The sequence below is a fragment of the Pseudomonas sp. NPDC087346 genome, from assembly GCF_044744235.1.
In the GTDB taxonomy this organism is placed as follows: domain Bacteria; phylum Pseudomonadota; class Gammaproteobacteria; order Pseudomonadales; family Pseudomonadaceae; genus Aquipseudomonas.
The window spans coordinates 40,948-56,585 of sequence record NZ_JBIUXX010000042.1; the positions used below are offsets into that span (position 1 = coordinate 40,948).

The 15,638-nt window shown below is 58.1% G+C and carries 9 protein-coding genes; 1 reads left to right on the plus strand and 8 read right to left on the minus strand.

Annotation, left to right across the window (positions count from 1 at the left end; all coding sequences use genetic code 11):
• Positions 1-20 precede the first annotated feature (20 nt).
• The 4 genes from ACIOZM_RS22205 to hmgA form a co-directional block, all read right to left on the minus strand.
• Positions 21-1,391, minus strand: coding sequence for an MFS transporter (locus tag ACIOZM_RS22205; RefSeq protein WP_401217237.1), 1,371 nt, complete (start codon positions 1,389-1,391; stop codon positions 21-23).
• 159 nt (positions 1,392-1,550) lie between these two features.
• Positions 1,551-2,186, minus strand: a complete 636-nt coding sequence (gene maiA / locus ACIOZM_RS22210; RefSeq protein ID WP_401217240.1) for a maleylacetoacetate isomerase — start codon at positions 2,184-2,186, stop codon at positions 1,551-1,553.
• Positions 2,187-2,198: 12 nt separating this feature from the next.
• Positions 2,199-3,503: a fumarylacetoacetase gene (gene fahA / locus ACIOZM_RS22215; protein ID WP_401217242.1), complete on the minus strand. Its 1,305-nt coding sequence runs from the start codon at positions 3,501-3,503 to the stop codon at positions 2,199-2,201.
• A gap of 3 nt (positions 3,504-3,506) precedes the next feature.
• Positions 3,507-4,811 (minus strand): homogentisate 1,2-dioxygenase, encoded by a 1,305-nt coding sequence (hmgA, locus tag ACIOZM_RS22220; protein ID WP_401217244.1) that lies wholly within the window; start codon positions 4,809-4,811, stop codon positions 3,507-3,509.
• A 164-nt stretch (positions 4,812-4,975) separates the two neighbouring features.
• Here hmgA and ACIOZM_RS22225 point away from each other — a divergent pair, with 164 nt between their 5' ends.
• On the plus strand, positions 4,976-5,761 hold the full coding sequence (locus tag ACIOZM_RS22225) for an IclR family transcriptional regulator (RefSeq protein WP_401217246.1): 786 nt from the start codon (positions 4,976-4,978) through the stop codon (positions 5,759-5,761).
• Positions 5,762-5,767: 6 nt separating this feature from the next.
• Here the strand turns inward: ACIOZM_RS22225 and ACIOZM_RS22230 are convergent, their stop codons facing one another.
• The 4 genes from ACIOZM_RS22230 to ACIOZM_RS22245 form a co-directional block, all read right to left on the minus strand.
• Entirely contained in the window at positions 5,768-9,193 is a 3,426-nt protein-coding gene (locus ACIOZM_RS22230) for a hypothetical protein (RefSeq protein ID WP_401217249.1), read from the minus strand.
• A 139-nt stretch (positions 9,194-9,332) separates the two neighbouring features.
• Positions 9,333-11,885, minus strand: coding sequence for a LuxR C-terminal-related transcriptional regulator (locus ACIOZM_RS22235; RefSeq protein ID WP_401217252.1), 2,553 nt, complete (start codon positions 11,883-11,885; stop codon positions 9,333-9,335).
• 138 nt (positions 11,886-12,023) lie between these two features.
• A complete protein-coding gene (locus ACIOZM_RS22240) occupies positions 12,024-13,391 on the minus strand; it encodes a DUF1329 domain-containing protein (RefSeq protein WP_401217255.1) in 1,368 nt (455 codons plus the stop codon).
• A gap of 23 nt (positions 13,392-13,414) precedes the next feature.
• A complete protein-coding gene (locus ACIOZM_RS22245; RefSeq protein ID WP_401217258.1) occupies positions 13,415-15,208 on the minus strand; it encodes a DUF1302 domain-containing protein in 1,794 nt (597 codons plus the stop codon).
• Between the last annotated feature and the right edge of the window lie 430 nt (positions 15,209-15,638).

Sequence of the window (15,638 nt, forward strand, 5' to 3'; positions counted from 1 at the left end):
CAGGCGACTCGGTTTATCAGTCAGACCGCGTTATCGTTCTTCGCCAGCAGGCTCGCTCCCACAGGGGAAAGCTTCGCGTCTGATGGCGAGCGCACCTGAATAATCAGCAACGCCGCAATCACCGCCGGAATCGCGCAGAAGAAGAAAATCTGCTCCACCGGAATGTGCATCGCCAGCAGCAGACTGCCGAACAGCGGCCCGAGAATCGAACCGAAACGCCCCACTCCCAGCGCCCAACCGGTGCCGGTGGCGCGGACGTGCGCCGGGTAGAAATTACTGGCGAAGGCATTGAGCGTCAGTTGCCCACCGATGATGCAGAACCCGGCAGCGAACACGCAGGCCACCAGATAACGCGGATTGTCATGATTCAGACCGAGCAAAATCGTGCACAACGCCGCCCCCGCCAACACGCCGGAGAGCAAACGCACCTTGCGCTTCAAGCGGTCGGCGAACCACGCCATGCAGATCGCGCCGATCGTCCCGGCAAACAGAAACATCGACGTCACCAGGTTGGCTTCGTTGAGTGTCAAGCCACTTTCCAGCAACAGCGTCGGCAGCCAGCTGATCATAAAATACAGCAGGATCAGGCTGACAAAAAACGTCGCCCAGATCAGCAACGTCGGACGCGCATAACCGTTGCGGAACAACTCGACCACGGTCAGTTTGCTGCCCTGCTCCTGTTCATTCTGTTCGACCGATGCTGCGGGCGGTTGCCAGTCCGGCAACATCTGCGCGGTGACCTTGCGCAGTCGCGTGTAGGGCGGAGCATCACGCAGCAAGCGTGGCAGTGATTCCGGCAGCATCCACCACAGGAACGGGAACAGCAGCAACGGCGTGACGCCGCCCGCAAGGAACACCGCTTGCCAGCCGAACCGGTCGATGAAACCCGCCGCGACGAAACCACCCGCCGCACCACCGAACGAGAAGCCACACGCAGCCAGCGTCACCATCAGCGTGCGCAGACGTGGTGGTGAGTATTCCGACATCAGCGCCATGGCGCTGGGCATCGCGCCGCCCATGCCGATCCCGCAAATGAAGCGCGCGATCATCAGGGTATTCAGCGAATCGGCGAACACCATCAGCACCGTCAGACTGGCGTAGATCAGCACGCAGGCGAGCAGAATCCGTCGCACGCCGAAGCGGTCGGCCAAGGGGGTTACAACAAGTGAACCGATTGTCAGCCCGAGCAGGTTGGCGCTGAACACCGGACCGAATGCGGATTTTTCCAGCCCCCAATCCTGGGCCAGAGCAGGCACCACATAACCGAGTACCTGCGCGTCATAGCCGTCGGTGACCAGCAGCAAGGCGAGCAGGATCAAGAGCAACCACTGATATCGGGACACAGGACGGGCGTCGAGTGCCGTCCGGAAGCTGGCAATCTGGTTATGCATCGCAAGGTACCTGTTTTGTTTTTATGATTATTAGGGCGTCGCCGGGTTTCCCCTGTAGGAGTGAGCCTGCTCGCGATGGCGGTGTGTCAGCAAAATAACTGCTGACTGACACTCCCTTATCGCGAGCAGGCTCACTCCTACAATGGGCAAGGTGAGGCTTTACGGTGTATCAGGCTGGTTCGCGGGATGGGCCTTGATGAACGCAGGGTGTTCAGCGGCGAGTGCCGCGACTCGAAGGATTCGCGGATAAGCCTCAAGACTCACGTTGAAACGCTCTGCCGCATACAACTGCGGAATCAGATACACATCAGCCACGCACGGCCACTCGCCAAAGCAGAAGCCGCTGTCACCGATCAAATGCTCAACCGTCGCCAGGCCCTGCCCGATCCAGTGGCTGATCCACTCGACCACTTGCGGCTCCTCGTGCCCCAACTGCCTCAGGCGATTGAGCACACTGACGTTGTGCAACGGATGCACATCGCAGCCGATCACTGCCGCCACGCCGCGCACATGGGCGCGGGCCGCGAAGTCCTGCGGCAACAACGGTACCTGTGGATAACGTTCCTCCAGGTACTCGATGATCGCCGGCGACTGGATTAGCAGTTCGCCTTCGTCAGTGCGCAAGGCCGGCACCCGACCCTGTGGATTGATCGCCAGATACGCCGCCTGCCGGTGCTCGCCACCCGTCGGCGCGATCAGGTTGACCGGCAGCGCCTGATAGTCGAGGCCCTTCAGCGCCAGCGCGATCCGCACCCGGTACGACGAGGTCGAGCGGTAATAGGTATAGATATCCATGAACCGCTCCTGTCAGCGCGCCGCCAGCACTTTGCCGCGGCATTCGCCAAAGCCGATGGAAGCAAAACCGTCACGGGCGCAGCGCGCACGCAGAATGATTTCGTCGCCGTCTTCAAGGAATTTGCGCACTTCGCCGGAGGCCAGCTCGATCGGTTTTTTGCCGCCCTCGGTGATTTCCAGCAGGCTGCCGAACTGACCGTTTTCAGGGCCGGACAAGGTGCCGGAACCGAACAGATCGCCGGCCTGCAACTGGCAACCGTTGACGCTGTGATGCGCAACCATTTGCGCGACGGTCCAGTACATGTAGCGAGTGTTGCTCAGGGTCAGGCGATGGGCCGGCAGGTTCTGCTCGCGCATGGTTTCGGTGAGCAGCAGCACTTCCAGTTCGATGTCGAATGCACCGCCATCCTGATCACGTTTGTCGAACAGGTATGGCAGCGGCTGCGGATCGCCTTCTGGACGCGCCGGTTGCGCGGCGCGGAACGGCGCCAGCGCTTCGGCAGTCACCACCCACGGCGAGACGCTGGTGATGAAGCTTTTGGAAAGGAACGGGCCCAGCGGCTGGTATTCCCAAGCCTGAATGTCGCGCGCCGACCAGTCGTTGAGCAGGCAGAAACCGGCGATGTGTTCGGCGGCGTCACCGATGGCAATCGAATCGCCCATCTCGTTGCCCTGACCGATCCAGATTCCCAATTCCAGTTCGTAGTCCAGACGCGCGCACGGGCCGAAGGTCGGTTCGGTCTGACCGGCCGGCAGGGTCTGGCCTTTCGGACGACGTACGTCGGTGCCGGAGGCGCGCACGGTGGAGGCGCGACCGTGGTAACCGATTGGCACGTGCTTGTAGTTCGGCAGCAACGGGTTGTCCGGGCGGAACAGTTTGCCGACGTTCTGTGCGTGCTCGATGCCGACGTAGAAGTCGGTGTAGTCGCTGATGCGTGCCGGCAGATGCAGTTGGCAATCGGCGGCGAGTGGCAGCAGTTTTGCGCCTTGGGCTTCGATGTTGCCGCGCAAGGTGCTGCCTTCAACGAACAGTTCCAGCAAGCGTTCACGCAGGGCCACACGGGCGTCGCGACCGAGTTCAAAGAACGCGTTCAACAAGCCGCCATGCATGGCTTCAACCGCGCTACGTGCTGCGCCGTCGAACAGCCCTGCCTCAAGCGCCACTTGCAGATCGAAAATGTGCTCGCCAATCGCCACGCCGGCGCGTGGGGCCGAGCCGTTGATGCTGAACACGCCCAGCGGCAGGTTCTGCAACGGGAAATCGCTGTGGCCGTTGGCCGAAGCAACCCAGCTGCGGGAAATGGAAGTCTGAGTCATGGGTTATCTCCGGGTCGGGTCGAACGTGGCGGGCAAAGTGGCCCAGCAGGCGTCGTAATTGGATTGCAGTTGCGGACAGTCGAGGGCAAACCGGCTCGGACGCAGCACTTGGCTGGTCTCGAACATGAACGCCATGGTGTTGTCGATTTTCACCGGTTTCAGATCGGCGTTGATCGCCTTGGTGCAAGACTCGCCGTCCGGGCCGTGAGCGCTCATGCAGCTGTGCAGCGAAGCACCGCCCGGCACGAAACCTTCAGCCTTGGCGTCGTATTCGCCCTGGATCAGGCCCATGAATTCGTTCATCAGGTTGCGGTGGAACCACGGCGGACGGAAGGTGTTTTCAGCGACCATCCAGCGTGGAGGGAAGATCACGAAGTCGAGGTTGGCCAGGCCATGCACACTGGTCGGCGAGGTCAGTACGGTGAAGATCGACGGATCAGGATGATCGAAGCTCACAGTGCCGATAGTGTTGAAGCGGCGCAGATCGTATTTGTACGGCACGTTATTACCGTGCCAGGCGACCACGTTCAGCGGCGAATGATTGAGTTCGGTGCCCCACAACTGGCCGAGGAATTTCTGCACCAGCGTCGTCGGCTGTTGCAGGTTTTCGTAGGCAGCGACCGGGGTCAGGAAGTCGCGTGGATTCGCTAGGCCATTGCTGCCAATCGGTCCCAGATCCGGCAGACGCAGCGGCGCGCCATGGTTCTCGGCGACATAACCGCGAGCCTGCGGATCAAGCAGTTCAACGCGGAATTTCAAACCGCGTGGCAGCACAACGATTTCCAGCGGCGCGACGTCCAGCACACCCAGCTCAGTGGTAATGCGCAGACGTCCAAGTTGCGGCACCAGCAGCATTTCGCCGTCAGCGTTGAAGAACACGCGCTCCATCGAGCGGTTGGCGCCGTAGCTGTAGATGCTGATCCCGGACGGCTTTTCCGCGCCCGAGTTGGCGGCCATGTTGACCAGCCCGTCGATGAAATCAGTCGGTTCGCTCGGGATCTCCAGCGGGTTCCAGCGCAGGCGATTGGGCGTAACTTCGCCCAATGGGCCGCCGGCCAGTTGCCGTTCAAGCTTGACGAACGCCGGGTGATTGGCCGACGGCTGAATGCGATACATCCAGGTGCGCCGCGCTTCACTGCGGGTCATGGTGAACGCGGTGCCGGAGAACAATTCGGTATAGAGACCGTAAGGCGCTTTTTGCGGGGAGTTCTGGCCGACGGGCAGTGCGCCGGGCAACGCTTCAGTGCTGAATTCGTTGCCGAAACCGGACTGGTAAGCCAGCGACGACGCGGTTGAATCGGAGTTCATGGAGCCTCCTGAACAGGGGAGTCGGCATGGCCGAACGCTCTGGATCAGAGGTCTTGGCACGCCGGGGTTATTTTTATCGTAATTCAATTACGCATAACGTAATTTGCTCGCTATCCAGCGTCAAGCTATAAAGACGCCCATTCGATCCGGAACCCGGCAGTACCATGGAAAAAACCAGCGACAGCAACGGCAAACAGAAAGTCCGCTCCGCCGAGGTCGGTACCGACATCCTCAAGGCTTTGGCCGAGTTGTCACCGGCCACCTCGTTGTCGCGCCTGGCCGAACACGTGCAGATGCCGGCAAGCAAGGTGCATCGCTACCTGCAAGCCTTGATCGCCAGTGGCTTCGCCGAACAGAACCCCGCCACCAACCACTACGGCCTCGGTCGTGAAGCGCTGCGCGTGGGTCTGGCCGCACTCAACAGTATGGACGTGCTGAAAGTCGCCGCCCTGCCCCTGGCCGAGTTGCGCGACGAACTGAACGAAACCTGCTTCCTCGCGGTGTGGGGTAATCAGGGTGCGACGGTGGTGCACATCGAACCGGCGGTGCGTGCGGTGACGGTGGTGACGCAACTGGGTTCGGTGTTGCCGCTGCTCAGTTCATCCACCGGGCTGGTGTTCAGTGCTTACCTGCCGCACCGGGAAACCGACGAATTGCGCGAACGGGAAATCGCCGTCGCCGACCATCCGCTGACCGATGAAAAAACCTATGTAACGCTGTGTGAACAGATCCGCGAACGCGGTCTGCATCATGTGCATGGTTTGCTGATGCCGGGTGTCGATGCGTTGTCGGCGCCGGTGTTCAACGCGGTCGGACAGGTCGCGGCCGTGCTGACCATCGTCGGTCCGACGTCGCTGTTTCACGCCGACGAAAACGGCCCGGCGGCGCAGCGATTGCTGGCGGCGACACGGGCCGTGAGTTGGCGGATGGGTTTTACAGAAACGGTTTAAGCGTGATCAATACACAGTGGTTTTACTGCTGTCGACAGCCTCGGCATCCAGCACTTGCAGAAGGACTTCCTTCAAGCGCTCATGGCCGAGCGTCTGCCCCAACGCAGTGGCGAGCAGTCCAATCACGGTGTCGGCATCACCTACCAGATCAATAAGGGATTTTTGCAATCTGGTTACGCTCTCGGCCCCCTTGCCAGCCTGCCCCAAGGTCAACAAGCCGAGCAATGCATCCGCAAAGTGGGAAAGCGCTTCGTCATTCTCGCCATAGTAATGGGCATCCACACCGTCATAGATGCTCTTGGCAACTTCTAAAGCGGTCAGCGCCAGACCGACTGGAGGAATGACCAGAGCGATTACGGATGCGGCCAGTTTCACGTTTTCGTAAATCAGCTTGCCGATAATTTCAGCCAGGCTGGTAGTACGCTCATCAACATCGCCAATCAAGCGGTCAATATAGATGTTGAAGGTCGCGCGCAGATCCCTGATGCGGTTATTCGTAAAAGGCTCGGGGGCAGGTACATCTTTGACCGTTGCCTGAAGTTCATCAAAGTAATCGTTGATTACTTTTTGATCGACAATCGCCACGCGATCAATGTAGTAATGCCTTAGCGAACGACTGCGAAAACGAATAGACCGGACAAAATCTGCTGCCTTGCGAAAAGCAATTTGGTCAGGGGCTAGCGGGGTATAAATGAAGTCTTCAACGCCTTTGCTGGTCACGGCTCGAAACAAGTACACGCCGTGCACTCTTCGCGTATTTTTAATCTTGAACTCATACACGCTCTCACTTCTGACCACCGGATCGGCGATTTTTACAGGTTGCGGCGTTTTCAACTCATTGACGATACGAGTCAGACTATTGAACTGTTCAGCGTTCAGCTGCCCTTCAGCAAATTGGGACATCAGAGCCAAAGACATCTCGCACTGTTGTCGGCGGGCATGGACCTCGCGCTTGAATGAATACAGTGGGTCACCGGATTGAAACTTCGACTTCAACAGCTGAATGTACTTTTCGCCGGGGCGCAGGGTTTTTGACCAACTGGCGATATCCTTGATACTCAGAGCATCCAGAGACGCCTGCCTGCCACTCCAGTGAAACCTCGGGTAATCACGTTGCGGGTCCCAATTAGGGCTGCTCGGCGGCTCGAAAGCGCGCTCTTTGACAATCAATTCCGACAAGACCCATTCTTCGGTCGGCGAAATCTGTACGTACACAAGATCAGGATCAACGTCGACATAGCTACCTCGTGAACGCAGTACCTCTTCGATCCTTGCCTTGATCAGATCACGAGCGAAGACTTCGTAGGAAGGCAATCCGGCTTCACGCACCTCGACGGTATACAGAGCCTTGAGCTCGGTATTGAGGCGCGCATGCTGCTGACGCTGCACACGATAGGCAGTACGAAAATTCAATGGCGCAATACTTGTAGCCGTCGCATAGGCCCAGTTGTAATCCGCCAAAACTGCGCCAAGCAACGGGTTATTTGCTTCACGCTGTAATTCAACCGAAGTCGCACGGATCTGACGCAAATCAAAGTCCAGGCCTCTGGCATGCTCCAGCGCCTTACCGACATTTGACTGATCTTTGAAATGCAGCAGTGAGGCGGCATACGCTGGATCATCACTCATCCAGATTTTTAGTTTGTTGGAAAACTCATCGAAATTATTGAACCGCAGGAATTCATTAGGCCCTTTTACACTCCGCATATAAACCAGTTGTGGCCCCTGACCACGACGTCCGTCCTGGAAAATCAAAATATCCCTCAACGTGTGCTCAGCGTCAACGAAACGTACAGTCGCGATCAATATCGAAGTATCGCCAGCGATGGCCCGACTGACCCTGTCAAACTCAGAGCTATCAAGTTTTCGGCTGTGATAGGCGACCCAAAGATCAAACTCAAGTTTACTGATCAGTTTATTACTCAAGGCGTCACGATAGTCCGCCGGCAGCACCGCCGAACGCGTTTCAACAAAATCCTTGCGCACATCTATCGTCTGCAACCATTTATCAATTTTATCGGCCGTCAACCCACTGTTTTGATTGCCCACCAAAGACATTTTTGGGGTATAGCCTGGATCGTGGGCACCGAAGGCAACAAGCTCAGTCAAACTCCGCGTATCTTCCTGACGGATCGTCTTACCGCCAAGTTTCATTTCGTAACTTGTGCGCACTTGCACGGTGTCACCATCTACGACGCGACCCAAAGCACTTTCCGACCAGGCAGATACGACATTTCGAGCGTAAGCCTGTAGTGAAAAGCAGGGTACATGGGTGCGCTGAAAATCCTCGTGATACTTATACATCGAGGTCTCAAGTTGTAAATAGCGATCCTGCACGGATTCAGCTGCGGATCGCAGCCACTCTGGCCACTCACCGCGTTTCACCGCGCCTAGCAACACCTCCATATTTGTCAGCCAGTGCTGTTTAAGTGCAGTCAACCGCTGAATATTCTCCAGTGCGAAGAGTTTACCGGCCTCGTAATGCTCACGAGAACTCAACAGCCGCTGCAGTTCGTCTTTCTGGTGTTTGATATGCGAGTCAGCACAGTAATCAAAAACACTTGCCTGCAACTGCGGATAGCCCAACGCGTTTCCTGGAATCGCCAGCCGAACACACAACGCTGCATTCATATCATTGCTGCTCAGGAAAAACTCGAATCCTCGAGACGGGGTATAAAGAACACAGGTGTGGTGATCGTTGTTCAGATCAAGCTGCGGAGCACCCAGATTTGCCATATCAACGATAAAAGCCGACGGGAGTCTGACGGTCGATTCAGCTACATCCTTGACCATCACCTGGTACAGCGATCGACCAGCCCCCGATGTCAGAGTTTTTGCGATCCATTCACCCTGATGCAACTCCAGACGTTTGCCCATCACAGTCAGCGATAGTTGAGCCATCAGCGCCCTGGAGAAGGCTTGCTGTAGCACGTCCCTATTAGTGAATGACGGCGTGCCCTGGGACTTTGCCTGCCAATACCTGTCGAGGCTATTGCGGTGCTCGCGATCCAGAGACTGGCGAGCGTTTTCGATAATCCGCTCGACTTGATTGAGATCCAGCCCCGACAATTTGTATCGGGTATCCCGCGTATCTGGACGATCATAGACGCCATCGACATTGATGATATAAGTTGGAGAAATATTACGCGACAAGCACTCAACATAGACATCAAGCAATGAACCTTGGGGCCGACTCCCAAATTCAATATCGACGTCACCCCTATTAATAAACGCCTTATCCAGCAATCCCCCGGCATTATATTCAGCAAGTGCTTTTATCAAACGCTCGCGCGCCATCGCCTTGAATGCGGGGACACTGTCAAGCACGGACAACAGTTGCTGACCCACCGCTCTGGCTTTCTTCAACTCATCTGAACTTTCAACTCGTTTGTACAGGGTATCGAGCATCAAGCTTGTATACAGGTTATTCATATTTAAGATCCCTCTATCAAGTCGCCAGGCAAACAACTTATTCACCCTAAGCGTTGAGCACGACTATAGAAGAACCGCCAACGACAAAAAACCCGAGGTTTATTTCACAAAATTTAGCATTCCAGAATAATTCCATTATCTAGCACAAATTTAAACCCTTGGCTTTTGCAACAGCTTGAGTTCTGCGCTCCACACCCAACTTTCCATGGATACGGCGTGCATGAGTCTTAACAGTATGTACAGAAATATAGAGTTTCTCGGCAATCTGTTGATTGGAATTACCCTGCGCAATCAAATCCAACACTTCAAGTTCCCGTCGACTCAAAGGTCCTTGTACGGGGTCTGCTTCCGTCGCCTCCACAACACGATCATTCACCCCGGTGAAACAGTAAAAGTCTGGCTGACGTAAACTCAGTTCACGTAATGCCAGTTGCGTTTGACTACGCCCTGCCATCTCCACTCCCCGTTGCAGGGCATTCTGTGCCAGCGCGTGGTTGCCGGTTAGCCATGCCACTTGAGCGATCACCAGTTGCAATTCGGTTTCCAGATTCAACATGCCGCGCTCACGTGCGGCGAGCAACGACAGTTGAAGCTGCGCCAAGGGATCGACCGCTACCTGCAAATGGGTGTTGGCCAATGCCAGCAAGTATTCGATTCGTGCAATGAGTTCCAGTGTCGCCGGTGGGGCTTGCCGGGCATTCTCTGCGCAATAGTGGCGCAATACGCGAGTCAGGGCCTCCCGAGCCAATCCTGGACGTCCCTGTTGCAACCAGAAATGACTGCTGACCTGCAGCAGTACACCGCGATAAACCGTGGCCGGAATCTGCCGCTGCTGCATCAGCCGCTCGGCATCGTTCAAGCGTACGAAAGCCTGTGCGTAGTCGCCCTGATTGGCCGCCAATTGCGCCTGCCCCAGAAAGCCGTAGAGCACGCGTTTGTCGTGGCTGCGCAGGCAATCTTCGAGTCCGCGCTGAAAGAATTCGGCAGCAATTGCATCCTGCCCCATGCACAACGCCAACCGTCCACGGCGCAACGCAATGCGTCCGAGTAGCGGCGTCGGTCGCTGCCCTTGTGCGAGCAACAACTCCTGGATTCCGGCCAGCAGACTTTCTGCCCGCACCGGGGACCCACGCTGTTCCAGCAATTGCGCGTGATCCAGTTCCAGCAACGCTTCGAACAGCAATGAGCCTTGGGCACGGGCGAGACAAAGTGCCTCACGATTGAGCGCATGTGCCTGTTCCAGTTCGCCGCACAACAGCGCCTGCTGGGTCTGCCCGGACAGGCACAACAAACGCGCAGGCCACGCGTCCGCCCCCAACCCTGTCAGTGCCTGCTGAAAGTGCTCGTGCGTGGGTTCCATCAAGCCTTGCAAATGCAACAGCCAACCCATCTGCGCCTGCCAGCGGGCAATCAATTGCTGCTCAAGGACTGCCGAAGGCTGAGGAAGGAAACGCCCCATATGGCCGATCCAGCTCGCCGCCTGCTCGAAGCGTCCGGCAAACAATAAGGCCGCCGTCATCAAGCCGATCAGTTGCGGCGAGCCAAGCATCAGCGCCTCGCCTTGCTGTTCGTGCAGGTGCAAAAGCAGCACGACGGTCTGATCCTCGAACAACTGCTCGAAACTGAAATGCTGCAACAGGCTGACCGCCACCTCATATTCTTCGGCGAGCAGCGCCTGTTCGAAAGCTGACTTCCAGTCCCCTGCGGCAGCAAACCACTGGCACGCCCGCCGATGCCATGAACGCCCGCCAAGCCAGTGGCCATCGCGCATCACCCGCGACAGCGGCGGAAAAATCTGCAACCAGTCGGACGTCTCCTGCCACGGTTCGATGAAGCAGCCGAGTGCTTGCAACGCGTGCAAATGCTCCGCGCCCTCCCCGGCGCCGAACAGGTGTTCGCACAGTCCGTCGTTGAAGCGCGGCAAATGCGCGAGCACGCGCCAGACTTCGGTCTGCTCCGGCGTGAGGCTGCTGAACAGTTCGTGTTGCAAATAATCGAGCAGAGTATCTAGCCGCTCCTGAGGCTGACGCTTTTGCGACCAGTCGCACTTTTGCATCAACGCCATGCGCACTCCAGCGCACCAGCCAGCGGTACGTTGCACGATACGGCTGGCAACACTCGTCGCCTGCTCCGTCGGCAAATGCACAAGCGCCCGGGCGATTTCGTCCTGAGTGAGGGCCAGTGTGGTCGGCTCGCATTCGTACAATGCGTCATCAAGCAACAGTCGCGGCCAGTTGCACTGCGGACGCCTGCGCGAGCCAATCCACCAGGTCAGCGTCGGGCTGCTGATCGCCAACAAGCGGTCGAGCATGGCGTCCAGCACCGGATCGGGCAGGCGACAAAAATCGTCGATAAACAACCAGGTCGGCGCATGCCAGCGAGCCAGCGCAGCGAGTAATGCAGGTTCATGGCTTTCGACCAAGCCCAATAGCTGCGCCAGCCGCTGGCAAAAATCTTCGCCCGTCAGCGCCGCGCCAGCCAGCGGCAACCAGTGCACAGCGCAGTCTGCGGGGGCCTGCAACAGGCATTCGGTCATCAGCGCGGTTTTGCCACTGCCGGCCGGAGCGCAGATCAATCTGACGCGAGCCGCCGATTCGAGCAGCGGCGCGCTCAAGCGCCCACGCGACTGGTGATTGGAGGACAACCTAGGCAGAAATCCCGGGCGATCCAGGCACAAAGTCATGGCAGTCATCGAGTCAGCCTTTTTATCGTTATGCGCTCACCCTAGCCCGCCTCAATTACTTGTTCACGAGTATTCAGGGCGCTGATTGGCGCCCATAAAAAAGGCGACCGTCCGGTCGCCTTGTGTCCTGCATCTATTTCAACCGACTTATCGAACGCCCTCGGCGCGCAATGCCGAAGGGGTGAAGTCGGCAGCCTTGGCCTCGAAGCCGAATTCAAAGCTGTGTTTCTCCTCGTTCTTCATCCCCAGCGCGATGTAACGGCCGGCGATGATGTCGTAGAGCGCTTCAAGGGTGTAGGCCTGAGCCTGGTGATCGTAGTAATACTGAGCATGCCCTTCGGCCACACGCCACAGTTGCCCGCGACCGTCATAGTGGTCAGCCAGCGCCACTTGCCAGCTGTCCTCGTCGATGTACATGTGCCGTTTGGCGTAGATGTGCCGCTCGCTCGGTTTGACCGTACCGATCACTTCCCAGACCCGGTGCAACTCATAGCGAGTCAGGTCCTGATTGATGTGCCCGGCCTTGACGATGTCGTCGTACTTCAACTTTGGCGAATCGAGTTTGTAGCTGTTGTAGGGAATGTACATCTCCTTTTTGCCGACCAGTTTCCAGTCATAGCGATCCGGGGCGCCGGAGAACATATCGAAGTTGTCCGAAGTACGCAGACCATCGGCGGCAGTGCCCGGCCCGTCATAAGCCACTTGCGGCGCACGGCGGACGCGACGCTGACCGGCGTTGTAGATCCACGCCAGGCGCGGTTCCTTCACTTGGTCGAGGGTCTCGTGCACCAGCAGCACGTTACCGGCCAGTCGCGCCGGCGCGGTCACCGATTGCTTGAAGAAGGTCAGCACGTTGGCCGCTTGTTCCGGATCAAGGTCCTTCATAAGTTGCGGCACAGCGATCACTTCTTCGAAGCGGATCGGCGTGTAGCTGCCGTTGGTCTGCGGCGTCACCTGGGTGATGATCCGTTTGACGTTGCCGCCGTGGTAACGAGTGATGTGGTTCCACAACACCTCGACGCCGTTCTTCGGAATCGGGAACGCGTAATAGCGATTGCCGGTGAAATTGGCCAGTCCGTTACCGTCGTTGATCGTCGTTACGTTGAGCGCGCTGCGCTTGGCCGACTCGTAGATTTCCGGCGGCACGGCCACGGTGCGATGGGTCGGGTAGACCGGAATCCTGTAGGTTTCCGGGTAGCGTTTGAACATCGCTACCTGACCTTCGGAAAGCTTGTCCTTGTACTTGTCGACGTTGGACGCGGTGATGGTGAACAACGGTTTTTCACTGGCAAACGGATCGGCGAGAAAGCCCTTGCTGTCGACCGCGCCAGCATTTTTCGGGATTCCACCGGTCCAGGCCGGGATCGAGCCGTCAGCGTTGCCGGCCTTCTCGGCACCGAGCGGGGTAAGACTGGTGCCGAGCTTGTTGGCTTCGTCCGGCGACACCGCGGCCATCACATTCGCCACCAGCAGACTGAGGGCGAGAACACCGCATTGCAGAATCATCTTGCGCATTGATTTCATCCTTCTCGGGCAGATCAGAAGTTCACGCCGAAGCTCAGGGCTACGAAGTCACGGTCTTCGAGGACGTTGTAATCGCCGCCGAAAAAGTTGGTGTAACTGAGGCTCGCGGTATAGGTGTTGCGGTAGTCGGCATCGACCCCGAGGCTGATCGCTTTGGCGCCTTCGTTGAACAGGCCGTTGGGGCCATACCCGGAAACGTCGTGCGACCACGACAGGTTGGGTTTGAGGTTGATCCCGCCAATCACGTTGGCGTAATCGAGGATCGCCCGGGCCCGATAGCCCCACGATGTCGAGGTCACAAAACCGCCGGTATCGCCGTCGAAACCATACTGGCCATACACCGAGTCACGGCCGTAACGCAGCATGTCCCGCGACTCCAGTCCACCGACTCGCACCACCGCGGCCTCACCAACCACGGTCAAGCGCTCGGCGCCCAGTACCTGATCGAAGAAGTGCGTCAGGGTGCTCTGAAGTTGCGTCACTTCCTTGCGCCGATAGCCCTTGTTGTCAGCACCCGGAGTGGTCGCAATCGGTGATGCCGCGCCGCCGGCAATCGGGTTGAGCAGCGACAGGGTCAGGTCGTTGGTGCTGAGTTGCACCGGGGCATTTGGTCGATAGCTGATTTCACCGGTCCACGCGGTGCCGGTGGGCAGGGTGGTGGAGAAACTTGCGCCATAGAGACGGATGTCTTCCGGGTATTCGAGGTAATACTGGCCGCGCCCGAGCATCACACTCTGCGCCAGACCCGAACCGCTGCCGGGGGCCAGACCATTGGCGATGCCGACCATGCCCGGCAGTGCCGCCAGCGTCGACAAACCGGCCGTAGTGGTGCCCACCGTCGGTGTACGGCTGTGGTAGTTCATGAAGTACAGGCCGTACTCGGTGTCATCGCCGAGCCAGCGCAGCGCCGTGCCCCACTGCCCGGAATCCCGCGCATCACGGTCGGCGCCGCGAGGAACAACCACGCCTTCGCGGGTCACTTCAATGCCCTGTCCAAAGGCTTGGGTCAGCGGCACAAAAGGCGCAATCGCCGGGCTGCCGACCGTGTAATTGTTGTTGCAACCGTCCGCCGCTACGTCGACACCGAAGAAGGTGCCGCAGTTATCGAGAACAGTCTGATCCCACTCCAGTTGATAGAAGCCTTCGACCGAGAGTTTGTCGGTCAGGCTTTGCGAACCGAACAGCATGTTCACCGGAATCAGGCCTTCCTTGATCTCCGCGCCCGGACGGCGGAACGCCGACACGTCGATCGGGTTGATGCTGTTGATCGAGTTGCCGATGAAGGTACTTTCGCCCCAGCTCACCACCTGCTTGCCGGCGCGAATGGTGCCCGGCAGGTCTGCGATGGAGTAATTGTGGTAAACGAACGCATCGAGAATCTGCCCGCCGGAGGACTTCGCGCCTTCCTTGCGGCCCTTGTCGCTGATCGGTTTGAACTCGCGGTCTTCGTCCTTGAGTTCGAAGTCGTACCAATACTTGCCCCGCACGAACACACCGGTGTCGCCGTACTTCAGTTCGAGGTCATGGATGCCTTTGAAGATCTTCGAAAAGGTCTCGCCCTTCTTGAAGTTCAAGCGTCCGTCATCACCAGTCGAAGATTGCCCGGTGCCGCCATTGACCGTGCCGACCAGCGACTTGTCGGCATCTCGCAGCCCCCAACTCGCCCCCACCGACAGCGACGAATCGAACGAGCCCTCGATCTCCCCGATGTTGAACGAAACCGCGTGCGCCTGGGCGCAGCAACCCAGAGCCACCACAGCGGCCAGCGCCTGCGGTGTGAAGATGGCGCGCATTGTTGTTTTTGTCATGCGTCTTCCCCGGTGAGTGACAGAAGGCCCCACCCTACTGCCGCCGCAACGGGAGGATAAGCGCACCAAGGAGGTATTCACGCTGTCGCTCGAAAGGATGAATGCCCGCTCGGGACGGGGATTTGCGCCGGTCATGGATCGGCTGGATGGAGGGTTATCAGCGCAGCGCATGAAGCCGGCAGAGGGCCAGACTGTTACGCGCCCCGTAACAGTGCATGTCTGGAATCGGTATTTTTCCTACAGGCTCGAAACCGTATTCTGAGCGGGCTTTCACGGGATACGCCGTAAAGCTCCCCAGCCACTGGCCGCTGAGCAACTCGCGCCATTGCTGACCTATTTCAGATGAATCGAAGGTTTCGCTTTATCGCCCCGGTGTTCACTGACGTTGATTTGTAGCTCCTTGATCCAACGTCTTACCTTGGCCGCTGCG